Below are 22,088 nucleotides of genomic sequence, written 5' to 3' on the forward strand. Positions count from 1 at the left end.
CGCGACGAACGGACGATCCGTCCGCGACACCGACGCAACGGCATCCGCCAGCGCCCGAACGACAGGGGCGCGGTGCCGTGACGTCGTCGCACGATCGTCACAGTCCCTTCCGCACCCCTCCCGAGGAGCACCATGAACCGTCACGATCTCGCCCTCATCGGCTTCGGCGGCGTCAACCGCGCGCTGGCCGACCTCATCCGCACCCGCGGAGACGAGCTGGCCGAAGAACTCGGCTTCGCCCTGCGCGTGGTCGCCATCACCGACCTGCGCCTCGGCTCGCTCGTGCAGGACGAGGGCATCGACCTCGACGCGGTGTTCGCGCTCGGAGCCGACGACATCTTCGCCGCATGGCCCGGGGGCGCGGCCGCCCCGCGCAACGCCGAGGTCATCCGCGAGACGAGCGCCGACATCGTCGTGGAGGCGACCTTCACCAACCCCCACGACGGAGAGCCCGGCGTCTCGCACGTGCGCCTCGCGCTCGAGGCCGGCAAGAGCGTCACCACCACCAACAAGGGTCCCGTCGCCCTCGCCGGCACCGAGCTGAACGCCGTCGCCGCCGCCCACGGCGTGCACTTCGCGTACGAAGGGTCGGTCGTCAGCGGCACCCCGTTGCTGCGCTTCGCGGCATCTACCCTGCAGGGACTGCGCATCGACGCCGTGCGCGGCATCCTCAACGGCACGAGCAACTACGTGCTCGGGCAGATGGAAGCGGGAATGGACCTGGCCACCGCCGTCGCCGAAGCGCAGACCCTCGGATACGCCGAGGCCGACCCCTCGGCCGACATCGAGGGGTCCGACGTGCGCCTGAAGGTCGTGATCCTCGCCAACGAGGTGCTGGGCGCCCGCATCACCCCCGCCGACGTCTCCTGCACCGGCATCACCGACCTCACGCCCGCCGATATCGCGGATGCCGCGGCCCGGGGTCTGCGCTTCAAGCTCATCGGCTCGGCCGAGCGTCGCGCCGACGGTTCGATCGACGCCCGCGTGGAGCCCATGGCCCTTCCTCTCACCCACCCCCTCGCCGGCATCAGCGGGCCGACCAACGCGGTGTCGTTCGACACCGACCTGCTCGGAACCGTCACGGTCAGCGGCCCCGGCGCCGGCCGCGTGGAGACCGCGTACGCCCTGCTGTCGGACATCATCGAGATCGACGCCCGCGTCTCGCGCACCGCCGAGGCGAAGCGATGACGATCGCGGCCCCCTCCTCGTCGCTCGAGGTGCGCAACCCCTTCGACGACACCGTCGTCGGGCACGTCGCCCTCACTCCCGTCGACGATGTGCCCGCGGTCCTCGCCCGGGCCCGCGTCGGCGCGGAGCTCTCACGCGGACTCTCGCGCTTCGCCCGTCACGGCGTCCTCGAGCGCGCGGCCGCCCTGCTGCGCGAGCGCTCCGACGCCGCGAGCGCCCTGATCGTGCGCGAGGCCGGCAAGACGATCCGGCAGGCCCGCAAAGAGGTGCGCCGCGCGGTGACGACCCTGTCGCTGTCGGCCGAGACCGCCCGCTCGGCGACGGGCGAGGTCATCCCGTTCGACGCGTTCGAGGGATCGGAGAACCGCAAGGGATGGTTCACCCGCGAGCCGCTGGGCATCGTTGTGGCCATCACGCCCTACAACGACGCCCTCAACCTCGTCGCGCACAAGCTCGGCCCGGCCCTCGCCGGCGGCAACGCCGTGGTGCTGAAGCCGTCGCCGTACACCCCGCTCATGGCCGAGTTCCTCGTCGGCATCCTGATCGAGGCGGGCCTTCCCGATGAGATCGTGACCGTCGTGCACGGTGATCGCGAGGTCGCCGCAGCACTCGTCGCCGCGCGCGAGGTGCGCATGGTGTCGTTCACCGGCGGCTTCGCCACGGGCGAGGCCATCGCGCGCGGAGCGGGGCTGAAGCGCCTCGCGATGGAACTCGGCGGCAACGCGCCGGTGATCGTCTTCGACGACGCCGATGTGCCGCAGGCCGTGGAGGCGTGCGTGTCGGGGGCGTTCTGGGCCGCCGGGCAGAACTGCGTGGGAGCTCAGCGCATCCTCGTGCAGCGCGGGATCTTCGAGGCCTTCCGCGCGCTGTTCGTCGACGCGGCGGCGGCCCTGCGCGCGGGCGACCCCGCCGACGAAGCCACCGACGTGGGGCCCGTGATCACGCCCGCCGCCGCGCTGACCGCCCAGCGCGTGGTCGATGACGCGGTGCGCGCCGGCGCCCGCGTGCTCGTGGGGCACCGCCTCGAGGGGTCGGTCTACTCCCCCACCGTCGTCGAGGGCGTGCCGCTGTCGTGCGAGCTGTGGGCCGACGAGGCCTTCGCCCCCGTGGTCGTGCTCGCCCCGTTCGACGACGAAGACGATGCCGTCGCCCAGGCGAACGACATCGAGTACGCGTTGCACGCCGGCACCTTCACCCGCGACCTGGGGCGCGCGCTGCGCGTCGCCGATCGCCTCGAAGCCGGGGGCGTGATGATCAACGACTCCTCCGATTACCGCGTCGACAGCATGCCGTTCGGCGGAGCCAAGTTCGGGAGCATGGGTCGCGAAGGAGTCCGCTTCGCTTACGAGGAGATGACCCAGCCCAAGGTCGTGTGCATCAACGCATGATCGACGGATGCCGCGGCTCCCGCCACGAGAGGGGGCCGCGGCATCCGCACGCCCGTCGGTCGCGCCCCGCCGGTCACACGCCGGCGATCACGCCCTGTCGATCACCCGGGTGAGCGAGACCGACGTCACGGTGTCGGAGACCTCGGGGAGGGCGGCGATGCGCTCCCAGATCTGCCCGATCCTCTCCATCGATTCGGCGCGGATCGTCACGAGCAGGTCGAACTGCCCCGAGAGGATGTCGCACTGCACGACCTCGGGGATGCGCGTCAGCTCGGTGATCACCCCGGCCCCGCGCATGCGGTCGGCGCGGTAGACCAGCACGATCGCGGTCACACGGCCGTCGTCGACGCGGGGGCGCGCGAGCGTGTACCCGGCGATCAGGCCGTCGCGCTCCATCCGTTCCATGCGCTGCTTCACGGCGTTGCGTGAGAGGTGCACACGCGCGGCGAGCGTGACGAGCGGGATGCGGGCGTCGGCCTGCAGTTCGGTGAGGATCCGCTCGTCGACGGCATCCGTCCGCGGTCGGACCATGGTTCTCCCTGTGTGCATATAGAGCACTATGCGATGCTCATATTGCACGTTAGGGTAGCCGAGAACATCGCCGGCGTCACGCGCCGAGACGCAGAAAGGACCGCGACATGACGACCCGTCCCGATCGCACCCTCGCCGACAGCCTGTCCGACGCGAGCCTCGCCGTCCACGGCGGCATCGAGCTCGACAGCACGAAGGCCCTGCGCACACCCCTCGTCATGGCGAACTCCTTCGCCCTGCCCGACGATCCGAGCGAGATCAGCTGGTCGGCCACGGCCCCCGGCCTCTACACCCGCAACACCGGCGTCAATCAGCTCGCCCTCGAGCGCAAACTCGCGGCCCTCGAGCACGGCGAAGACGCCGTGGCCCTGGCATCCGGAGTCGCCGCCCTCCACGCCGTGTTCTTCACGCACGTGCGCGCGGGCGACCACGTCGTGGTCAGCGACGTCGTCTACGAAGCGACCTGGCGCCTGTGGACCGAGCTGCTCCCCCGCCGATACGGCATCGAGGCGACCTTCGTCGACGTGACGGATCCGGATGCCGTTCGCCAGGCGATGCGGCCCGAGACGGTGCTCGTGTGCGTCGAGGCCATCGCCAACCCGACCACCAAGGTCGCCGACATCGCCCTCCTCGCCGAGATCGCCCACGCCGGCGGGGCGATCCTCATGGTCGACTCGACCTTCACGCCTCCCCCGTTCTATCGCCCGCTCGCCGACGGCGCCGACCTCGTCGTGCACTCGCTCACCAAGTTCATCAACGGTCACGGCGACGCGATGGGCGGCGCGGTCATCGGGCGCACCGACCTCATCGAGCCGATCAAGGCCGACGCCATGGTCGACGTGGGCGGGATCATCTCGCCGTTCAACGCGTGGATGATCCAGCGCGGCTCGGTGACCCTGCCGCTGCGCCTGCGCCAGCACTTCGCCTCGGCGGCCCGTGTCGCCGCGTTCCTCGACGCCGATCCGCGGGTCGCGTTCGTGGCCTACCCCGGCCTCGCCTCGCACCCGCAGCACGAGCTCGCGGCCCGACAGTTCGGGGGCGACGGCTTCAGCGGAAGCTTCGGCGGCATGATGGCCTTCGCCCTCGACGGCGACCCCGACCTGCAGAACCGCTTCGTCGCGCAGCTGCGTCTCATCACCTCGGGCTTCTCGCTCGGGCACGACGACAGCCTCATCGTGCACACCGCCGCCGAGGGACCGCGCACCGCGACGTACCCCGAGGAGTTCCGCCGCTACGGCCACCTGCGCCTGTCGGTCGGCCTCGAAGACGCCGACGACCTGCTCGCCGATCTCGCGGCCGCGCTCGACGCGGTGACCCGCTGAATCTCGTCAGCCCTCGGGGCCGAATTCGGGGAACAGCGCCTCGATCGTCGTGACCACGCCGTGGTCGAGGTGCGAGGGCGCGCGGTGCCGCGCACGCGCCACCACCTCGGGATGGGCGTTGTCCATCGCGAACGACCAGTCCGCGGCATCCATCATCTCGAGGTCGTTCAGGTAGTCGCCGAAGGCCGCCGTCTGCGCCGGCGCGACTCCGAGGGCGTTCTGCAGGCTCCGGAGCGCCGTGCCCTTGTCGACGCCGGGCTGCATGATGTCGACCCAGTGACGCGCCGACACGACGACGCGGAGCGTGTCGGTGAGGTCGTCGAGAGCGGGCCCGACGCTGTGCTCGGCGATCGCGAAGTCGTACACGGCGATCTTCAGCACGTCGTCGTCGGCGGCGAGCAGGTCGTCGACCGTCTCGAGAGCGGCGTAGTACGCCTCGGCGTTCGTGCGGAAGGCGGCGTCCGCCCGCTCGATGTAGGCGGAGCGCTTGCCGCACAGCACGACCCCGAGGTCGTAGCCCTGCGCGATCAGCGCGCGCAACCGCAGGATGACCCGCTCGATCTCGTCACGGGAGAAGACCGCGGATGCCACCTCGACACCCTCGCGCACGACGTACGCGCCGTTCTCGGCGATGAAGGTCATGCCGTCGGCCGCCGCGCCGAACTCGCGTCGCAGCGCCGCCAGCTGCCGGCCGGACGCGGGGACGAACGAGACGTCGCGAGCCGCGAGGCGCGGGAGCACGTCCCACAGCCCCGCGGGGACCTTGCCGTCTCCGTCGAGGAGGGTGCCGTCCATGTCGACGGCGATCAGGCGGATGTCGTGAGGCACGGTTCATTCTTTCAGGCGAAGGTGAACGGCGAGGCTCAGCCCTGTCGTTCCCTCAGAACGGTGCCGCCTCGTCTTCCGGCGGCGACGGATCATCCGGGAGGAACCGCACCGCCGGCGAGTACGGCAGAGGCTCGTCGGCGTAGACCCGACCGGACGGAGAGGTCCACTCGAGCACCCCGCCGGCGCGCTGTCGGACCTTCCAGCGGGTGAACTGCTTCTGCGAGTGATGTCGCTGGCACAGATGGGCGAGGTTCGCGACGTCGGTCGTGCCGCCCAGAGCCCAGTCGACGGTGTGATCGACCTCGCATCGAACAGCGGGGACCACGCACCCGGGCCACCGGCACCGGCGATCGCGGGCACGGAGGTGCCGGTCGATCGCCGCGGTGCGCTGGTACGTGTCGGTCATCAGGACAGCGCCGGTGACGGGGTGGGTGATCACGCGATCCCACGGCATCGACGTCGCCTCGGCGATGCGGCGAGCCGTGTCGATGTCGATCGGTCCGTGCCCGACGAGCTCGGCGGGATCGAGGCCCTCTTCCCCCGGCCGCACCACCGACAGAGCGGGGACGACCACTTGCACGCGCGCGCGGATCGCCCCGAGCGCCCCCGGTCCGTCGCCCGAGACCGTGGGGTCGGAGACCGGAGCGGCGGCGAGCAGCAGGTCGGCGAGGATGTCGGCGCGCAACTGCGCGGTGGTGCGTTCATCGGTCGTGGCCGCGGATGCGCCGGTGGCTGCCGTCACGGCATCCGGACCCGTCACGCCCGGGGTCGCGAGGGCGCCCCCACTGCGCGCGTCGATCACCACCCTGCTCTGCTGGGTCAGCCGGTCGTAGATTCCGACGGCCAGCACCGTGGGGAGGGTCGCGATGAGGTCGGACATGCCGTCGACACCGGGGACCACTCGCACACAGCGCGTCTCGCGACCTCGCTGATGCCGCTCGGTGAGCGTCGTCGGCTGCAGCTTCTCGGCCACGGCGGCGAGGCGCGAGCGCAGGCGCCCCGGGCTCAGTCGCGGCGCGAGCCCCACCGCGAGGGCGTCGAACTCGGTGCGGCGCTCTTCGGGGAGTGCGGCGCCGATGTCGGCGATCGCCCGCACGTGCGCCCGCGTGAGCGCCCCCTCACCCCAAGCCTGGAGGGTGGCCGGGAAGTCGTCGACCATCAGCATCGCGCGCCCGATGTGCGCCTGCACCGTGCGGTCGGAGAGGCGCTGCGCCGCTGCGACCTCCGACGCGATCTCGCGCAGCGCCATATCGGCCGCGCGCACCGACGTTCGCTCTGCGTTCGCGTCGACGCCGAACTGCCCGAGCGCCGCGTAGGCGCGGGTACGCCGAGCCTCTGCCGCCGCGAAAGCCGCATCGGCGGCGAGCGCCTCGGCCACGAGCGCGTGACGGGTGCGTGGCCCGTCTGGCGGGGGCGTCGAGGGCGTCTCGGGTGGCATGTCTGCATGCTAACGAGGACCTCCGACATCGCCCCGCGGAGCCGGGGCCGGGGGGCACCGGCCGCCGAAACCTATGAATAACGAAAGTGTCACGGACACATCTTCCCTTCCGTTATCTCACCGTTATAGAGTGCTCGCACGGTAGTTGTTTTGCTGTGGCAGCTACCGACATGTGATTGCAGGACACTCTGGTGCAGGAAAGGGCCGGTCGGGAATCTCCCGACCGGCCCTTCGTCCGTCTCGGGATGCCGACAGGCCCGCGGCGCGGAAGGATGGACGGGTGAAGGATGAAGAGCTGACCGAACCCGACGGGCGCATCGTGCTCGTGCGCCACGGCGAGACGGCGTGGAGCCGCTCCGGCAAGCACACGGGACTCACCGACATTCCGCTCACCGAGACCGGTGCCTACAAGGCCGAGCTCGCCGGCACCCTGCTGGCCACCCGCCGCTACGACCTCGTGCTCACGAGTCCCCTGCAGCGCGCGGTCGAGACCGCCGCCCGAGCGGGCTATCCGGATGCCCAGCCCGAGAAGCGCCTCGTCGAATGGGACTACGGCGCATACGAGGGCCTCACGACCCCCGAGATCATCGAGCAGCTCGGCCATCCCTGGACCATCTGGGACGGCACGCCCGCCGGCGAGACGCCGGGCGAGTCCGTCGCGCAGGTCACGGCACGGGCCGAAGCGCTGCTCTCCGAGCTGCGCCCCCGCGTGCGCGCCGGCCAGCAGGTGCTGCTGTTCTCGCACGGGCACTTCCTCCGCGCCCTCGCGGGAACCTGGCTCGGCCTGACCGCAGCGGGCGGTCGCTATTTCGTGCTCGGCACCTCCGCGGTCAGCGAGCTCGGCTTCGAGCACGGCACCGAGGTCATCACGCAGTGGAACCACGTGCGGGGCCGCTGAGACCGGTCAGGCGCGCACCCTCCCGTCGTGGATCTCGACGACCCGGTCGGCGCGGTCCGCGACGATCGCATCGTGCGACGCGATGAGGGCGGCCATCCCGTCGCGGCGCACGTGCTCGATCACGAGCGAGATGACGGATGCCGCCGTGCCACTGTCGAGTTGCGCCGTGGGCTCGTCGGCGACGAGCACCCGCGGCCGGTGCACGAGAGCGCGCGCCACCGCGACGCGCTGCTGCTGACCGCCCGACAACTCCTCGGGCCGCTGAGCGGCATGGTCACCGAGGCCGACCGCATCGATCATCTCCGCCACCCGCGCCCGTCGCTCGCGCGCTCCCGCCTCGCGCAGCCGCAGAGGGAGCTCGACGTTCTCGGCCGCGGTGAGGAACGGAACCAGCGCGAACTCCTGGTCGACGTAACCCATCACCTCGCGGCGGAGGCGCGCGGCATCCGCCTCCCCCGCCCCCGTCACCCGAACATCGCCGATCCACGCCTCCCCCGCGTCGGGCTCGTCGAGGCCCGCCGCGAGGGTCAGCAACGTCGTCTTCCCCGACCCCGACGGGCCCCGCAGCACGACGAACTCGCCGGCTGCGACGGAGAGCGACGCGTCGGAGAGGGCGGTCGTGCGCGCAGCCCCGCGTCCGAAGAAGCGGGTGAGACCCGCGACCCTGATCATGTCGTCTCCACTCATCGGCGCCGGCTCCTTCTGGTCGCGGGCGGCGGGCCCGCGGCATCCGACCCTTCCGCCGCCGCCGCAGAACCCTCCGTCGTCTCGGCGGGCTGCACGCGGATGTGATCGCTCTCGAGCTGCAACCGCACGCGGTCGCGCATGCCGAGCCTGTCGATGTGCTCGCGCGGAAGCTGCAGACGGCCGGCGCGATCGAGCACGGCGTACTCCCGGGCATCTCTGCCGGGTCCGGCCTCATCGCGCCACACCTCCACCGAGGTCCGTCCGTCCCGGATGCCGACGGTTCTGCGCACGTGATCGGCGACGCCGGAGTCGTGGGTCACGATCAGCACCGTCACACCCGAGCGCTCGTTCACGGCCCGCATCGCCGCGAGCACCTGCGCGGAGCTGGCATCGTCGAGCTCTCCGGTGGGCTCGTCGGCGAACAGCACACGGCACCCGTTGGCCAGGCCCAGCGCGATCGCCGCCCTCTGTCGCTCGCTTCCGGTGACCTGGCCCGGCCGTCGGTCGGCGACGCCCGCCACGTCGAGCATCGACAGCATCTCCGCCGCACGAGCCGGCCGCTCGCGGCGCGGGATGCGCCCCACCGACAACGTGAGGTCGAGATTCTCGGCGATCGTCAGGCCCGGAAGGAAGTTGCGGGCCGTCTGCTGCCACACGAATCCCGCCACCGTGCGACGGTATTCCGCCCGCTGGCGCGGGGTCAGCGCGAGCAGGTCGCGACCAGCCACGTGGACGCGCCCCGCGCTCGCGACATCGAGGGCCGACAGGATCGACAGCAGCGTCGACTTGCCCGACCCCGACGCGCCAACGATCGCGGTGAGTTCGCCTCTCTCGACCCGCAGGTTCAGCCCCTGCAGGGCTTGCACCTCGACGCCCGCTCCGCGGTAGATCCTCACCAGATCGACGCATTCGATCTCGACCGAGCTCTCCGTCATGTGCCCCGCTCCTCTCCCTCATCGCGGCGCGCGCGGCGCCGCCTGCCCGCGATCGCGGCCGTGGTCGTCGATGCGGCAGCGATCACCCCGACGATCAGCGCGGACGCGGCCGCCGGCGCCACGACGCTGGCGATCGACAGCGGTGCGGCGATACCCAGGCGGTCGGCGAGACCACCCGCCCCCGCGACGACCACGACGCCGACCCACCCGACGCCCCAGCCGACGATGGCGGCGACCGTCGCCAACGGCACCGCCTCGACCGCGACCACGCCGTGCACCCGGCCCGCGCCCAACGCCGACAGCACAGCGCGCGTGCGCCGCCGCTCGGGCGCTGCTGCGGCTTCCGTGATGACCGAGAGGGCGAGCGCGGTGAGAACTGCGAGAGCGGCGGCCCCCGCAAGGAGCCCCAGGATCGTCGCCGCCGTGGGCGCGGCCAGACGCTGGGCCGTCGCGGACGCCACATCGACCACCTCGAGCCCGGGATCCGCGTCGCGCAGGCGCGAAGCGACGAGCCCCGGAGGCGAGTCGGGCATCACGGTGATGACGAGGCACGACGCCCCGACGGGAGCGGCGAGAGCCTCCGCCGCGCGATCGTCGAGCAGCACCCACGAGTCCGCGAACGAAGGCAGGACGTCGTCGTCGACGACGGCTGCACCCGACACCTCTCGACCCCCGACCGCCAACGTCCCCTCGAGCAGTTCCGCCGCAGAGCGCGACATCACCGCCGGCACGGGATCGGTGTCGCCGAGCTCGGGGACGGGGGGCGCGACGCGGTGCAGGTCGACGGTCGATGCGGAGAGCACGGTGACGGGCCGCAGTCGTCCATCCCCCGTCACCGGGATGCCGTCGAGCCGGCGCACCCGCGCGACGGCGGCGACGCCGTCGACCGAGGCCGCCTCTCGGCTCGTCGCGGCGAGGGAGGCATCGTCGCCGCACGCACGCACGTCGGCACCGACGCTGCGGAAGGCCGCGGCGGAGATGCCGTCGCCGGTCAGCTGCGCCAGCCCGAGGGAGAGGGTCGCGGTGGCCACGGCAATCGTCACGCCGGTGATCTGCAGGGCGCGCCCGCCCCCTCGCGCCAGTCGGGACAACGCGAGAGCGACGCCGAGGGAACGGCCGCGCGACGCGACCCCGGCGAGGGGACTCACCAGCGGGCCGAGCACCCGAGCGAGCACGAGCCCCGCGGAGACCGCCACCAGCAGAACGCTGAGGCTGAGCAACGGGTCCACGCCCGCGGCGGGAACCCCGCGTCCGAGCAGGAGCGAGAGTGAGACGAGGGCGACGGCGACCACGACCCCGTCCCTCGCGACCCGCACCACCGACGGCACCCGCGTCGGCCGCACCGCCTGGCGCGCGCACATCGCCGCCAGCGCCGCCACCCCGGCCACGACCACGAAGACGAGGCCGAGCCCGGTGGCCACGGCATCCGGAAGCGTCGACCGAGGCGTCAGGGCGACCGCCAGCGCCCACCCCGCTACCCCTCCGACAGTCGCCGCGAGCGACGCCTCGACGGCCCCGCATGCCATGACGCGCCCGGTCGCCGCACCACGCGCCGAGACGAGCCGACGCTCCCCCGCGCGGCGGCGCTCGGCGGCGGTGACGGCGAGGGCGCATAGAAGGATCGCGGCGCCGAGGGGCGCGGCGACGAGGAGGGCCGTGAGGGCGACGAGCGCGTCCTGCGCGGTCCGCACCCGATCGAGCAGGGCGGACAGTCGCGTCGAGACCGTCACGGGATAGCCGCTCGCCAGGGTGGTCCCCTGCGCGGAGGTCTTGTTCGCCGCCTGTTCGAGGCCGTCGACATCGCCTGATCGCAGGCCCTGTGCACGCACGGGGAGCGTCGCGACCAGCTGAGCGCGAGCGAGCTGAGGGCCGAGCGTCGCGATCGACCCCGGGTCGACGTACGCCCCGACCGTGACGAGGTCATCGGTGGCGCTCACGCGGGACGAGACCGCCCGATGGAAGACGTCCTGCGCCGACGGACCGCCCTCCGCGTCGGCGATCAGTGCCGTCACGGCGAAGGATCCGTCGGGACCCTGCCACACGGTGCCGACGCTCGCGCCGGCCCGGGCCGCGACCGACTGCTCGAGGGCGATCTCGACCGGTGCACCGAAGGCGGCAGGTCGCGGGGCCGTTCCCTCGATGATCGACCACTGCCCCTGGTACTCGGGCGCCGTACCCACGCGGATGCGAAGGAGCGAGCCATCGACGGCGACCGCCGTGACATCGGGGAACGACAGGATCCACGCCGCCTCCCCCAGAGCCGACCGCAGCGGCTCATCGACGGTCGCGGGATACCGCGCGAGGGTGGTGGCCACGTCGTCGACGGTGTCGGCGCCCAACGCGAAGTCGTCGAGGTCGGCGCTCAACACGACACTCGCCGCGGCGACCGCCTCCGCGTCGCCCTCCGGCGCGAGGGCCGCCGCCAGTCGCGCGTCGGCGACCGTGTCGAGCACGCGCGGAACGGCGACTCCGGATGCCACGAGCACGGCGACCGTGATCGACACGAGCGCCAGGGCGAATCGATGCGGTGCGATCGTGCGCCACCACCGCCTCATCGTTCGCCTCCGTCCGTGGAGATGTCGTCGCGCATCGCGAAACAGACGGCGACGGCCAGTGCGACGAGCACGGCGAGAGCGACGACACCGCCCGCGCGCACGGGATCGATCACGACGTCCACATCGACCGCTCGCGGGAGGGCACCGGTGATCACGACGGGGAGGAGAACCATCGCCGCCACCGCCGTCGCCACGACGGCGACCAGGGATCCCGCCGCGACCGCGGCGGCGGCCTCCGTCACGCGCAGGCGCCGGCGCACTGCCCGTGCGACACCGATCGCGCGCAGGGACGACGCTTCATCGCGCCTCGATCGACGCGTGACGAGGGCGATCGCGGCGAGCCCCGCGACCGCGAGGGCGGCGAAGCCCGCGGCACCCGTCCAGAGCAACGTCGGCACCTTCGACAGCACGACGTACCCGTCGTCGGCGGTGGTGCCCGCGATCCGCGATCCGTCGGGCAGCACCGCGGCGACGGCCTCGGGATCGGCACCCGGCGAGATCCAGGCGCCCTCCGCTCCCGGGAGTGCCGTGGCGGTGCGCAGACGCGACGACAGCGCCGTCCCGACGTCGACGAAGACGGCCGAGTCGAGGGGCGCCCCGGGGATGACCGGAACGACCGCGGCGACGCGGGCCGGCCGCGATTCGGCACCGGGCGCGAGCGCGAGGGGAAGAGTGTCTCCCTCCGTCACGCCGGAGGCCGCGGCGAACGCCTGCGAAACGACGGCGGAGGCCGTCGATGCGACCGGCACGAACCGCACCCGGGTGATCGCACTGCCGACGGAGACCTCGGCGGGACCCGCCGCGGTCTGCATGTCGATCGCCTCGCCGCTGATGTCGACGGGCATCACCGCCGCGCCCAGGTCGAGCAGCGCCCCGTCGACGCTCACGCCGTCGATGGCGACCAGGGCTCCAAATTCATCCCCTGTCGATACGGCGACCTCGACCGCCGCCAGCCGCCACGCCCCGCCCGGGCCGGCGGAGACGGCGGGGATCGCGAATGCCCCGTCGCTTCCGGCCCCCACGGAGGTGACCCGCCCCCACGCGTCCACGAGAACGACCGCGGCGGCCTGAGCCGTGGCATCCGTCGCCCGTACCTGCACCGTCAGGTCCTGGGCGTCCTCGGGGAGGAGAGGGCCGGGAGCGTCGGAGCGTGCGCCCTCGGCAAGACGATCGCGGTCGGGGACCGCGGGATCGGCGAGGGCGGCGACCGCGGCCGGCGACGCGATCACGAGCGAGGCCGAACGCGCGGCGATCGAGGTGTTCGCCGTCCACACGGGCGCGACCCCCGCGACCGACTCGACACCCGCGACGCGGTCGAGCACCGCGGGCGTCAGCTCGTCGCCGTCGCCCGCGACGCGCAGGTCCGTTCCCTCCTGGGCGGCGAGGGCGGTGCGATACCCCGCGTCCCACGTCGACTGGTACACCGCGGCGAACCCGAGCTGCGCGACAGCGACCCCCACGACGGCGACGGTCGCGGCGAGGGCGAACGGACGCCGCGCCGCGCCCATCGCGGAGAGGAACGCGGTGGCGCTGCCTCGGGCGGCACGACGCTCGCGAAGCCGCTGCGTCAGCAGCAACGGGGCGGCCGTCGCGACGAGGACGGCGGCGGGCAGCAGCGCTGCCGGGGCGGCGACGGCGACGGGGTCGGGCGAGAGGCCGCCGCGACCGTCGCCCGAGGTCGAGCCGAGCGTGAGCGCGCGCCAGGTCGTGAAGCCCGCGAGGAGGAGGACGACGGATGCCGCGACCCCGGCACTCCACCGGCGCGAGGGTGATGCCGCCCCCTCCGCGCGGCTGAGGACGCCCACGTCGCGGGTGGCGAGGACGGCCACGAGCACCGCCGGAGCCGCGGCCCCCACCGCGGTGGCACCGGTGATCCACGGGACCATGGCGACGGACGGCGTGAGCACGACGGCGACCGTCACCGCACCGACGATCGCACCGACGACGCCGGGTACGAGCGCTCGCACCGACTCGGCGGCGACGATGCGCGTCAGCGGTTGCCCCCGCGCCCAGCGGGTCCGCCGCTCGGCGGCTGCGGAGCCCACCAGCAGAGCGGCGAACAGGGTCGTCACCGCGAGCGAGGCGAGAGCGACGGTCGCCAGCGAAACGGGCGCGGCCGCGTTCAGCACCGCGGCGCGGGCCGACGCGATCTGCGCCGTCGGGACGAGGGCCCCGGCGGTCTCGATGTCCGCGGCTTCCACCCCTTCCGCCGCCAGGGCGTCCGGCAGCGCTCGCCACCCCGCGCTCACCGCGTGCAACGTCGCGAGGTCGAGGCGCGCGGCGTCGGGGCGCAGCGTCCAATGCACCTCGCGCGTCAGACCGTCCGCGGTGGCCACGGCGTCCACGACCTCCGCCGACACTGCGACGGGGCCCTCTCCCCCGCCCGCGGCGAAGGCCGCTCGCACGCCGAACCATCGATCCGCCGCCGCGCGCGACGACGACCACAATCCCGTGACCTGCACCGTGCGGCCGCCGAGGTCGAAGGTGTCGCCGATCTCGACATCCAGCGTCTCTGCGACAGTGGAGCCGAGGGCGGCCTCGCTGGCGGTGGCGGGCCATCGTCCGGCTTCGAGGGGCAAGGCGGGGCCGTCGATACTCGCGAGATACGCGCGCCCCGCCCCGGCGTCGAGGAGCCCGGCGGTCTCCGTCCTCTCGATCGAGAGGTCGGCACCGTCGGGCATGACGCGGGCGATCGTGCGACGCACCAGTTCGTCCTGAGCGACGGGGTCTCCGGATGCCGGGAGCGCGAGGTCGAGGCCGGTCTCGGCTCCCGATCGAGCGGCGACGACGCCGCGCGCCCCGGCGTCACCGGCCTGCTCGGTCAGGGCGGGCACGAGCACCGCGAGCGCCGTCGTCACCGCGGCGACGAGGGCGACCATGCCACCGAAGACGACGCGCGACGAAGAGGGCAGCAGGCGCACGGGATCCCTAAGCGATGAGGATGAGGCGAATCTACTCCTCGCCCTCGGTCCGCCGAGCACCGCGGAGGGCAACGCGCCGACGTCGGCCGGAATACGCAGAGCCGTCGCGCCCGGCATCAGGAACCGAGTCCCGGCCCGCTCGTCGGAAATCGATCACAAGAACATAACGAGCCCCTCTTCCCCTCCGTTACCTCACCGTTATAGAGTGCTCGCACGGTAGTTGTTTTGCTGTGGCAGCTACCGACATGTGATTGCAGGACACTCTTGGTGCAGGGACAAGGGCCGGTCGGAAGCCTCTCCGACCGGCCCTTACTCTGTGCGCCGCGCCGAGGTCGAGAGAGCGGTCCCGCCGGGCCGCTCCCCTACGCTGAACCTATGACCGATCGTCGTCTCGCCGTGCAGGCCTGGGAGAGTCTCTTCCGCGCCCAGCACGAGGTGTTCGACGACATCCGCACCGACTTCGACGGCACCGAACTCACGCAGGCTGAGTACGACGTGCTGCTCACCGTCACCCGCGCCCCGCGCATGACGGCACGCCTGCGCGAGGTCACGGGCAACATGCTGATCAGCCAGCCGAGCGTCTCGCGACTGGTCGAGCGGATGGTCGCGCGCGGCCTCGTGACCAAGTGCGCCGACCCGGAAGACGGGCGAGGGTCCCTGGTGACGGCCACCGAAGAGGGAGCGGTCATCTTCCGTCGCATCGCCGCTTCGCACGCCCGCTCCATCGCCGAGCGCATGGCGCGCCTGAGCGACGCAGAACTCGCGCAACTGCACGCCCTCACCGCGAAGCTGCGCGACGACGCCTGAGCCGCCGCTCCCGCTCAGCACTCGATGACGTTGACCGCGAGGCCGCCCTCGCTCGTCTCCTTGTACTTCGTCGACATGTCGATACCGGTCTGACGCATCGTCTCGACCACCGTGTCGAGAGACACGTAGTGACTGCCGTCGCCGCGCAGGGCGAGACGTGCGGCCGTGACCGCCGTCGACGCCGCGATCGCGTTGCGCTCGATGCACGGGATCTGCACGAGCCCGCCGACCGGGTCGCACGTGAGGCCCAGGTGGTGCTCCATCGCGATCTCGGCCGCGTTCTCGATCTGCCGGTTGGTGCCGCCCATCACGGCGGTCAGTCCACCCGCGGCCATCGCACACGCGGATCCGACCTCGGCCTGGCATCCACCCTCGGCCCCCGAGATCGAGGCGTTGGCCTTGAAGAGGGAGCCAAGCGCCGTCGCCGTCAGCAGAAATCGCCGGATGCCGCGACGGCGATTGGCTTCTGCGACATCGTCGTCGTCCCACGCCGACACCTCGCCGCGCGTGACCGCGTGACCGTCGTAGCCCAGCAGGGCGCTGCCGACGAGCTCGCCGTAAGGGGTGACCGCATTGCCCTGGCCGAGTCCGGAGTCAGCCAGGAATCGCCACCAGTACATGGCCACGGCGGGCAGGATGCCGGCGGCGCCGTTGGTCGGGGCGGTCACCACCCGTCCGCCCGCGGCGTTCTCTTCATTGACGGCCAGCGCGAAGGCGCCGAGCCACTCGCCCGGCAGCTCGCGGTGCCCCTCGGCCTGGATCTCCTCGAGCTGGCCGCGGATGACCGCGGCGCGACGCTTCACCTTGAGCATGCCCGGCAGCACACCGTCGTTCGCGAGTCCGGCGTTCACGCACGCCGCCATGGCATCCCAGATGCGATCGAGGCCGGCCGCGACCTCCTCGTCGCTGCGGAGCGCGGTCTCGTTGAGACGAGCCGCTTCGGCGATCGTAATCCCGCGCTCGTCGCACAGCGCGAGCAGTGTCGCCGCGTCGTCGAACGCGAGCGGCATCGGCTCGGCCGCCACGCGCGCGGGTTCTCCCTCGCGGCGGATGAAGCCTCCACCGACCGAGTAGTACGTGTCCTCCGCGATCACCGCGCCATCGCCGTCGCGCGCGACGAGGGTCATGGCGTTCGGGTGACCGGGCAACCGCGTTCGCGGCTCGAAGACCACGTCGCTCTTCGCGAAGGCGATCTCGCGCCGACCGGCGAGGAGGAGCGGCTGCCCCTCGGGCCAATCCGACCAGGCCCGCCGCACGGCATCCGGATCCACGCTCTCGGGCTCGAGGCCCTGCAGGCCCGCGACGACCGCGTCGGGGGTGCCGTGCCCGATACCGGTGGCGCCGAGCGAGCCGTACAGGGCGCACGAGACGGATGCCACCTTCTCGAGGGCGCCGTCGCCCTCGAGTCGAGCGGCGAAATCGACAGCGGCCCTCATGGGGCCGACGGTGTGGGAGCTCGAGGGTCCGATCCCGATGGAGAACAGCTCGAACGCGGAGGTGTATGCGCTCATCCCGCCAGCGTACGTCGCCCCTCCGCCCCGGCGCAGTCACCGCGCAGACACCCTGGCGTCACCGCTGCGCCACGCCCGGGATGCAGGGTGTGCGGAGCCGATTAGACGTGCCACAGGGTCCCGGCTATGCTGGACCACGGCCTGCGCGCCGTTTCGCGCGGAGGCCCTAGCGCCCGTAGCTCAATGGATAGAGCATCTGACTACGGATCAGAAGGTTAGGGGTTCGAGTCCCTTCGGGCGCACACTGTGTTGAGACAGTGACAAGCCCCGGCCGTGAGGAAACTCCGGCCGGGGCTTTTTCCGTCTCCGGATGCCGAGCCCTCCGCGTCCCGCGTGGTCGCGGTGGTGCCGGGTCAGGCCGAGGCTTCACGCCGGTGCGCGGCCTCGGTCGCCGCCGAGTGCAGCTGCAGGATCGCCATCGCCTCGTGCAGCGATCCGAGCGGGGCCTCGATGTCGTCGTAGTGGTGCACGAAGCCGGCCGCGTCGCGGGCGCTCACCGACACGAGCGCATATCCCTCTCGGGCCACGCGGGGCTTTCGTCCGAAGCGTCGCTGCGCCATGGCATCCACCTTCCGTCGGCGCCGACGCTACTCGGGGCTCGCACGTGCGCCCGCGCACCGCGCCGCACGCGGGTGAGACTCGGCCGCATGAGCGAAGGCACCCGTGTCAGTTCACGCGAGAGGACCCCTCAGCGCGCCGCGGACTTCTTCTTCTTGCCGCCCTTGCCGCCACCGGTCGTCGGTGCGACCTCGTCGGCGGGCTCTGCCTCATCGGCCGCGGCCTTCTCTTTCGCGCGGCGCTTGGCCTGGGAGGCGAGGCGGGCGAGGTCGACCATGCGCAGGGCGTCCATACGGGCCTTGCGCATCTGGGCGTACTCCGGATCGGCGTCGGCGGTCATGCCCTCGACGTCGAGCCGCTTGCTGAGGTTCGCCTCGACATCGCCCCACGCCGCGATCCGGGCGTCGGCGACGAGCTTGGCGAGGCGCTCGGGGTCGGCGGCGAGAGCACGCAGCTCTTTCGCGACGCCACGGGACTGCTTCGCCCGGCGGCGGAGGTTGCGGGTGTCGCGATCGCGGTAGTCATGGGTGCCCGACGAGTCGGAGAACCGTCCCCACGCACGCTTGCGCTGGTGGGTGACGCGCTCGGCCGCCTGGTCCTGCTCATCGGCGAGGGCGGCGAGCGTCTCGCGGGCGAAGTCGGCGAAGACCTCGCCGTCGAACTGCCCCCCGCGGGCGATCGTCTCGACCAGGATCCGATTGCGCACGGTCAGACGTGCCGCGGCCGTCGCAATCGACAGCCCCTCGGCGATGGCCTCTTTCGTACGCCCCACGGGACCTCCCGCTCCAGGCTATCGCCCGGGGCGCGCGGATCGCTCAGGCGAGTTTCGACACGATCGTCTCGACGCGACGCGAGCGGGTGTCGGCGGCCTTCGCGGACTCCACGTTCGTCACGTGCGCCTTGCGCGCGCTGGGCGAGAGCGCGTCGAACGCGTCACGTCTCCCCACCTCGGCGAGCGCGGTGGCCAGATCGTCGGGAACCTCGACGGTGCGCGGCGCCGTGTCGAGCGCGAGCTCCACCGTGATCGCATCGCCACCCGCCAGACCGGTCGCCTTGCGCTTGTCGGCGGAGAACGGGATGAGCGAGCGCCCGCCCATCGCCCCCACAGTGCTGGTGTAGGTGTAGCCGTTCACATCGACGGTCACGGCAGGGCGCTTGCCCCCGCCCAGAGCCTCCAGCACCTCGGGCGGCACCTCGATGCCGGTGTTGTTGCCCATCTGAAGCAGTGTGGTCTCGAACCGCATGCGATGAGTGTCCCAGATCGCTCGCTACGTGAACACCCCGCGAAATGCAATCCCCTCGGGCGGACTGGTACCCCTGCCTATCGTCGGATCTGTTGCGGAGGGCCTCGGAGAGTACTCGGGGGCCTTCTGTCGTTTCCGGGCATAGTGCATTGCGTGCTGCGAAAGCAAAGGGCAATCCGATTCGAAGTGTTCCTCCGAAGATGTGGTGAAGCGACCGGACGGTCGCTGCCAACACTCTGGGAGGTTCATCATGAGCTCGTCACCCAACCGCATCGTCGCGACCGTCTTCGGTGCCGTTTACCTGCTGGTCGGTCTTCTCGGCTTCGCCGTCACCGGCGGCGTCGGTTTCATCGCGACGCAGGGCAATCTGCTCCTCGGCATCTTCGAGGTCAACCCGCTGCACAACATCGCCCACCTGCTCATCGGTGCGGCCCTGCTGATCGCGGGCCTGGCCAACGCACGTGCCGCGAAGGGCGTCAACACCACCGTCGGCGCCGTGTACCTGCTGCTCGGTATCGTCGGGTTCTTCCTGACCGGTACCGCGGCGAACATCCTTGCGCTGAACGTGCCCGACCACTTCCTCCACCTCGCCAGTGCCGTCGTGCTGCTGGGTGTCGGACTCGGCACCGAGCGCAACGTCCCGCGCACGGCTGCGGTCTGATCATGACCGCCGCGACCTTCGTGCGGTCGTGGCCCTCCGTATCCGCGTGGGGGGCCGGCCTCATCACCGCCGCCCTCGGCGCGGGTGCGATCGTCCGTTCCGATTCCGGGGCCGTCGCCGACGGCCTCGGGATCGGGGCGGTCGTCTTGGGACTCGCCGCTCTCGCCTGGGGCGGCGCGGTCCTCTCCACCGGCCGTCTCGTGTTTCCGCGCCTCGCTCTGGGCGGCGCGATCGCCTCGCTGCTCGTGGTGTCGGCACTGATGTTCCTCACGCCCGCGCACACGAGCATCCTCGGCGTCGCCGCCGCGTGCGTGCTGCTCGTCGTCGTGGGCGCCACGGTCGCCGTGCACCTGCGCCGTCTGCGCGATGGAGCACCCGCAGACCGTGCGGCGAAGCCGATGAGCGTCGTCGGGCTGCTCGTCGCGGCCGCCGTGCTCTCGGTCATCGTCACCCCGGCTCTCGGAGCCACTCAGGACGCCGTGCTCATGCGCGACGACGGCACCGTTCCTGTGATCTCGCACGAAGGTCACTGACGACCTCGGTCGATCCCGCGCCCGCCCGCTCAGACGGTGGCACGCTGGAGAGGTGACCGACGCGACCTACCCCTCCGCTCCCGGCTGGATCCAGTCGCTGCGGGGCAAGATCCTCGTCGCTCTGGCGGGCGACCCGACCGGGATGGCACCGTACGTCCGCGCCATCGCCGACGGGGACGACACCGGCTACTTCGCCGAGAACGGCCCCGCGTGGACCGTGCACGCCGGCATGGGGACTCTCGTCGCCGGCATCCGGGCTCTGCTCCTGCAAGCACTGCACCCGGGAGCGCTCGCGGGGGTGCACGACTGGTCGCGCTATCGCGAAGACCCCATCGGTCGCCTCACCGGTACGGTGCGCTGGGTCATCACCCTCACCTACGGGAGTACGACGCAGGCGGATGCCGAGACCCGACGCGTCGGTCGATTCCACCAACGGGTGAAGGGCGAATACCGGGCGGGTGACGGCACTGAGCGCGGCTACACGGCGGAGGCGGCCGACCTCGTGAGGTGGGTGCACCTGGCCTTCACCGACGCGTTCCTCGCCGGACACGAGGTCTCACGCAAACCGATTCCCGGCGGACCCGACGCCTACGTCGCCGACTGGGCGACGGCGGGGCGCCTGATGCGGGTGGTCGATCCGCCCCTCACGCGCGACGCCCTGCGCGCCGAGATCGACGGCTTCGCCGACCGCCGCGAGCTGCGCGGTGACGAGCGCGTGGCCGACGTCGTGCGCTTCCTGCGCAAGCCGCCGTTCCCCGGCCTCATGGGTCTGTCGTACCGCGTGCTGTTCGCCGCGGCCGTCGCGACGATCCCCCGCCGCTACCGCAAGATGCTCGGCGTGCGACGCTGGCCCCTGCCCGTGCTGACCCTCACCCGCCTCGTGCTGCGGATCACCGAGCGCGCGCTCGGCTCGGGGCCCCGCGCCCAAGACATGGCACGTGAACGCCTGCGCCGGTTGGAGCGCGAACAGCGGGAGGCGGCGTGAGCGAAGACCCCCGGCAGGAGGCCGAACGCTACCGACTCGACCGCCGTCTGCGCGAGGCGGGGCTCGAACCCGAAGCGGAGCCCGAGGCACCGGCCCGCGGCTCGACGGCTGCGGAGCGTGCCGCCTTCGTCGAGACCTCGATCCAGCAGGCGATCCGTCGCGGCGAGTTCGACGATCTGCCCGGGGCGGGCAAGCCCCTGCCCGACCTGGGGGCGTCGCACGACCCGAACTGGTGGATCCGGCGCAAGATCGAGACCGAGCAGCTCTCGGGTCTCGGTCCCCCGGCCCTGACGCTGCGGGTCGAGTACGCCGAACGGGCGGAGCGGATGGATGCCATCGCGCGCGAGCCCGACGTGCGGGAAGCCCTCGAGGACTTCAACCGCCGCGTCATCGAGGCGCGGCGTCAGCTGCAGGGCGGGCCGCCCGTGGTCACCCCGACCGTCGACGTCGAGGCCGAGCTCGCGGCGTGGGGCGAGAGACGCCGCGCCCGCGAGGCCGCGGCCGCGGTGGAGGCGCCGGCTCCGCGTCGGAGGTGGTTCCGGAGGCGGTAGGGGCGTCCTTCGCGAGGTGGCTGAGCTGGTCGAAGCCGCCGGTTTGGAGCGGTCCCTTCGACAGGCTGAGGGACCTTGCGCTGGGCGGTCCCTTCGACAGGCTCAGGGACCTCGCGCTCAGGCGGTCCCTTCGACAGGCTGAGGGACCTTGCGCTGGGCGGTCCCTTCGACAGGCTCAGGGACCTCGCGGTCAGGCGGTCCCTTCGACGGGCTCAGGGACCTTGCGCGGGGTGATCGCTCGGTCAGAGGGCGGCGAGGGCCTCGGCGCGCGCGATGAGGGCGCGGGCCCGCGCGAGCGTCGGGGCGTACGAGCCGTCGACCGGACCGTCGGGAGTCGCCGTCAGCAGGGCGCGGGCGCGCTCCACCTCGTCGGGCGCGGGCGTGAAGCCGGCATGGGCGCCGGACACGGCGGCATCCTGGAGCGCCAAGGTGCCCGTGAAACCCATCGCGACCGCGTGCCGAGCCGCGTCGAGCGCCTGGTCGATCGGACCGCAGGGGCCGTCGATCGGGCCGGCGATGCCCGCCGCGGCGGAAGCGACCACGAGCT

General features: G+C 72.2%; 21 protein-coding genes and 1 tRNA gene. 10 read left to right on the plus strand and 12 right to left on the minus strand.

Annotation, left to right across the window (positions count from 1 at the left end):
- The first annotated feature begins 132 nt into the window (after window positions 1–132).
- Window positions 133–1,188, plus strand: a complete 1,056-nt coding sequence (locus RWH43_RS11200; RefSeq protein WP_316001510.1) for a homoserine dehydrogenase — start codon at window positions 133–135, stop codon at window positions 1,186–1,188.
- Window positions 1,185–2,576, plus strand: coding sequence for an aldehyde dehydrogenase family protein (locus tag RWH43_RS11205; protein WP_316001511.1), 1,392 nt, complete (start codon window positions 1,185–1,187; stop codon window positions 2,574–2,576). The genes RWH43_RS11200 and RWH43_RS11205 overlap by 4 nt, the downstream gene beginning before the upstream one ends.
- A gap of 87 nt (window positions 2,577–2,663) precedes the next feature.
- On the opposite strand, the gene RWH43_RS11210 is transcribed toward RWH43_RS11205, so the two are convergent.
- Window positions 2,664–3,107 (minus strand): Lrp/AsnC family transcriptional regulator, encoded by a 444-nt coding sequence (locus RWH43_RS11210; RefSeq protein WP_144832275.1) that lies wholly within the window; start codon window positions 3,105–3,107, stop codon window positions 2,664–2,666.
- 107 nt (window positions 3,108–3,214) lie between these two features.
- On the opposite strand from RWH43_RS11210, the gene RWH43_RS11215 reads away from it, so the two are divergent.
- Window positions 3,215–4,429 (plus strand): trans-sulfuration enzyme family protein, encoded by a 1,215-nt coding sequence (locus RWH43_RS11215; protein ID WP_316001512.1) that lies wholly within the window; start codon window positions 3,215–3,217, stop codon window positions 4,427–4,429.
- Between the two features lie 6 nt (window positions 4,430–4,435).
- On the opposite strand, the gene RWH43_RS11220 is transcribed toward RWH43_RS11215, so the two are convergent.
- Both RWH43_RS11220 and RWH43_RS11225 read right to left on the minus strand, forming a co-directional pair.
- A complete protein-coding gene (locus RWH43_RS11220) occupies window positions 4,436–5,257 on the minus strand; it encodes a Cof-type HAD-IIB family hydrolase (protein ID WP_316001513.1) in 822 nt (273 codons plus the stop codon).
- 52 nt (window positions 5,258–5,309) lie between these two features.
- Complete coding sequence (locus RWH43_RS11225; protein WP_144832269.1) at window positions 5,310–6,695, minus strand: HNH endonuclease signature motif containing protein; 1,386 nt, start codon at window positions 6,693–6,695, stop codon at window positions 5,310–5,312.
- Window positions 6,696–6,975: 280 nt separating this feature from the next.
- Here RWH43_RS11225 and RWH43_RS11230 point away from each other — a divergent pair, with 280 nt between their 5' ends.
- On the plus strand, window positions 6,976–7,593 hold the full coding sequence (locus RWH43_RS11230) for a histidine phosphatase family protein (RefSeq protein WP_144832266.1): 618 nt from the start codon (window positions 6,976–6,978) through the stop codon (window positions 7,591–7,593).
- 6 nt (window positions 7,594–7,599) lie between these two features.
- Here RWH43_RS11230 and RWH43_RS11235 read toward each other — a convergent pair whose 3' ends face one another.
- The 4 genes from RWH43_RS11235 to RWH43_RS11250 are packed head-to-tail and all read right to left on the minus strand — an operon-like array spanning window position 7,600 to window position 14,691.
- Window positions 7,600–8,280 carry an ABC transporter ATP-binding protein gene (locus tag RWH43_RS11235; protein WP_144832263.1) on the minus strand — a complete coding sequence of 227 codons (681 nt, stop codon included), beginning with the start codon at window positions 8,278–8,280 and terminating at the stop codon, window positions 7,600–7,602.
- Window positions 8,277–9,215 (minus strand): ABC transporter ATP-binding protein, encoded by a 939-nt coding sequence (locus RWH43_RS11240; RefSeq protein ID WP_144832261.1) that lies wholly within the window; start codon window positions 9,213–9,215, stop codon window positions 8,277–8,279. Before RWH43_RS11240 ends, RWH43_RS11235 begins: the two co-directional genes overlap by 4 nt.
- Window positions 9,212–11,770: a thioesterase domain-containing protein gene (locus RWH43_RS11245; protein WP_316001514.1), complete on the minus strand. Its 2,559-nt coding sequence runs from the start codon at window positions 11,768–11,770 to the stop codon at window positions 9,212–9,214. Before RWH43_RS11245 ends, RWH43_RS11240 begins: the two co-directional genes overlap by 4 nt.
- Window positions 11,767–14,691: a hypothetical protein gene (locus tag RWH43_RS11250; protein ID WP_316001515.1), complete on the minus strand. Its 2,925-nt coding sequence runs from the start codon at window positions 14,689–14,691 to the stop codon at window positions 11,767–11,769. Before RWH43_RS11250 ends, RWH43_RS11245 begins: the two co-directional genes overlap by 4 nt.
- Window positions 14,692–15,066: 375 nt before the next feature.
- Here RWH43_RS11250 and RWH43_RS11255 point away from each other — a divergent pair, with 375 nt between their 5' ends.
- On the plus strand, window positions 15,067–15,498 hold the full coding sequence (locus RWH43_RS11255; protein ID WP_144832253.1) for a MarR family winged helix-turn-helix transcriptional regulator: 432 nt from the start codon (window positions 15,067–15,069) through the stop codon (window positions 15,496–15,498).
- 14 nt (window positions 15,499–15,512) lie between these two features.
- Here RWH43_RS11255 and RWH43_RS11260 read toward each other — a convergent pair whose 3' ends face one another.
- On the minus strand, window positions 15,513–17,009 hold the full coding sequence (locus RWH43_RS11260) for an L-serine ammonia-lyase, iron-sulfur-dependent, subunit alpha (RefSeq protein ID WP_316001516.1): 1,497 nt from the start codon (window positions 17,007–17,009) through the stop codon (window positions 15,513–15,515).
- A 169-nt stretch (window positions 17,010–17,178) separates the two neighbouring features.
- Between RWH43_RS11260 and RWH43_RS11265 the strand changes: the two genes are divergently transcribed.
- Window positions 17,179–17,251, plus strand: a tRNA-Arg gene (locus tag RWH43_RS11265).
- 111 nt (window positions 17,252–17,362) lie between these two features.
- Here RWH43_RS11265 and RWH43_RS11270 read toward each other — a convergent pair.
- The 3 genes from RWH43_RS11270 to RWH43_RS11280 all read right to left on the minus strand — a co-directional run bounded on the left by RWH43_RS11270 (window position 17,363) and on the right by RWH43_RS11280 (window position 18,811).
- Window positions 17,363–17,569 (minus strand): hypothetical protein, encoded by a 207-nt coding sequence (locus tag RWH43_RS11270; protein WP_154097259.1) that lies wholly within the window; start codon window positions 17,567–17,569, stop codon window positions 17,363–17,365.
- Between the two features lie 128 nt (window positions 17,570–17,697).
- Entirely contained in the window at window positions 17,698–18,339 is a 642-nt protein-coding gene (locus RWH43_RS11275; protein ID WP_230704997.1) for an asparagine synthase, read from the minus strand.
- A gap of 43 nt (window positions 18,340–18,382) precedes the next feature.
- The gene (locus tag RWH43_RS11280) at window positions 18,383–18,811 is read right to left on the minus strand and encodes a YdeI/OmpD-associated family protein (RefSeq protein ID WP_144832244.1); all 429 of its coding nucleotides are present in this window, start codon (window positions 18,809–18,811) and stop codon (window positions 18,383–18,385) included.
- 250 nt (window positions 18,812–19,061) lie between these two features.
- Here RWH43_RS11280 and RWH43_RS11285 point away from each other — a divergent pair, with 250 nt between their 5' ends.
- Genes RWH43_RS11285 through RWH43_RS11300 form a run of 4 tightly spaced genes read left to right on the plus strand, consistent with a single transcriptional unit; the run spans window position 19,062 to window position 21,541 of the window.
- Entirely contained in the window at window positions 19,062–19,472 is a 411-nt protein-coding gene (locus tag RWH43_RS11285; RefSeq protein ID WP_154097258.1) for a DUF4383 domain-containing protein, read from the plus strand.
- Between the two features lie 2 nt (window positions 19,473–19,474).
- Window positions 19,475–20,005 (plus strand): hypothetical protein, encoded by a 531-nt coding sequence (locus tag RWH43_RS11290; protein WP_144832239.1) that lies wholly within the window; start codon window positions 19,475–19,477, stop codon window positions 20,003–20,005.
- Between the two features lie 52 nt (window positions 20,006–20,057).
- Window positions 20,058–20,990 (plus strand): oxygenase MpaB family protein, encoded by a 933-nt coding sequence (locus RWH43_RS11295; RefSeq protein WP_144832236.1) that lies wholly within the window; start codon window positions 20,058–20,060, stop codon window positions 20,988–20,990.
- Window positions 20,987–21,541 carry a DnaJ family domain-containing protein gene (locus RWH43_RS11300; protein ID WP_144832232.1) on the plus strand — a complete coding sequence of 185 codons (555 nt, stop codon included), beginning with the start codon at window positions 20,987–20,989 and terminating at the stop codon, window positions 21,539–21,541. The genes RWH43_RS11295 and RWH43_RS11300 overlap by 4 nt, the downstream gene beginning before the upstream one ends.
- Window positions 21,542–21,783: 242 nt before the next feature.
- On the opposite strand, the gene RWH43_RS11305 is transcribed toward RWH43_RS11300, so the two are convergent.
- Complete coding sequence (locus tag RWH43_RS11305; protein ID WP_316001517.1) at window positions 21,784–22,083, minus strand: hypothetical protein; 300 nt, start codon at window positions 22,081–22,083, stop codon at window positions 21,784–21,786.
- Window positions 22,084–22,088 lie beyond the last annotated feature (5 nt).

The organism is Microbacterium algihabitans, assembly GCF_032464975.1.
Classification (GTDB): Bacteria; Actinomycetota; Actinomycetes; order Actinomycetales; family Microbacteriaceae; genus Microbacterium; species Microbacterium algihabitans.

Excerpts from the sequence above, each read along its gene's own strand:
- RWH43_RS11200 (WP_316001510.1), top strand. The coding sequence starts at position 133 with ATGAACCGTCACGATCTCGCCCTCATCGGCTTCGGCGGCGTCAACCGC.
- RWH43_RS11205 (WP_316001511.1), top strand. The coding sequence starts at position 1,185 with ATGACGATCGCGGCCCCCTCCTCGTCGCTCGAGGTGCGCAACCCCTTC.
- RWH43_RS11210 (WP_144832275.1), bottom strand. The coding sequence starts at position 3,107 with ATGGTCCGACCGCGGACGGATGCCGTCGACGAGCGGATCCTCACCGAA.
- RWH43_RS11215 (WP_316001512.1), top strand. The coding sequence starts at position 3,215 with ATGACGACCCGTCCCGATCGCACCCTCGCCGACAGCCTGTCCGACGCG.
- RWH43_RS11225 (WP_144832269.1), bottom strand. The coding sequence starts at position 6,695 with ATGCCACCCGAGACGCCCTCGACGCCCCCGCCAGACGGGCCACGCACC.
- RWH43_RS11235 (WP_144832263.1), bottom strand. The coding sequence starts at position 8,280 with ATGAGTGGAGACGACATGATCAGGGTCGCGGGTCTCACCCGCTTCTTC.
- RWH43_RS11240 (WP_144832261.1), bottom strand. The coding sequence starts at position 9,215 with ATGACGGAGAGCTCGGTCGAGATCGAATGCGTCGATCTGGTGAGGATC.
- RWH43_RS11245 (WP_316001514.1), bottom strand. The coding sequence starts at position 11,770 with ATGAGGCGGTGGTGGCGCACGATCGCACCGCATCGATTCGCCCTGGCG.
- RWH43_RS11255 (WP_144832253.1), top strand. The coding sequence starts at position 15,067 with ATGACCGATCGTCGTCTCGCCGTGCAGGCCTGGGAGAGTCTCTTCCGC.
- RWH43_RS11260 (WP_316001516.1), bottom strand. The coding sequence starts at position 17,009 with ATGAGCGCATACACCTCCGCGTTCGAGCTGTTCTCCATCGGGATCGGA.
- RWH43_RS11270 (WP_154097259.1), bottom strand. The coding sequence starts at position 17,569 with ATGGCGCAGCGACGCTTCGGACGAAAGCCCCGCGTGGCCCGAGAGGGA.
- RWH43_RS11280 (WP_144832244.1), bottom strand. The coding sequence starts at position 18,811 with ATGCGGTTCGAGACCACACTGCTTCAGATGGGCAACAACACCGGCATC.
- RWH43_RS11285 (WP_154097258.1), top strand. The coding sequence starts at position 19,062 with ATGAGCTCGTCACCCAACCGCATCGTCGCGACCGTCTTCGGTGCCGTT.
- RWH43_RS11290 (WP_144832239.1), top strand. The coding sequence starts at position 19,475 with ATGACCGCCGCGACCTTCGTGCGGTCGTGGCCCTCCGTATCCGCGTGG.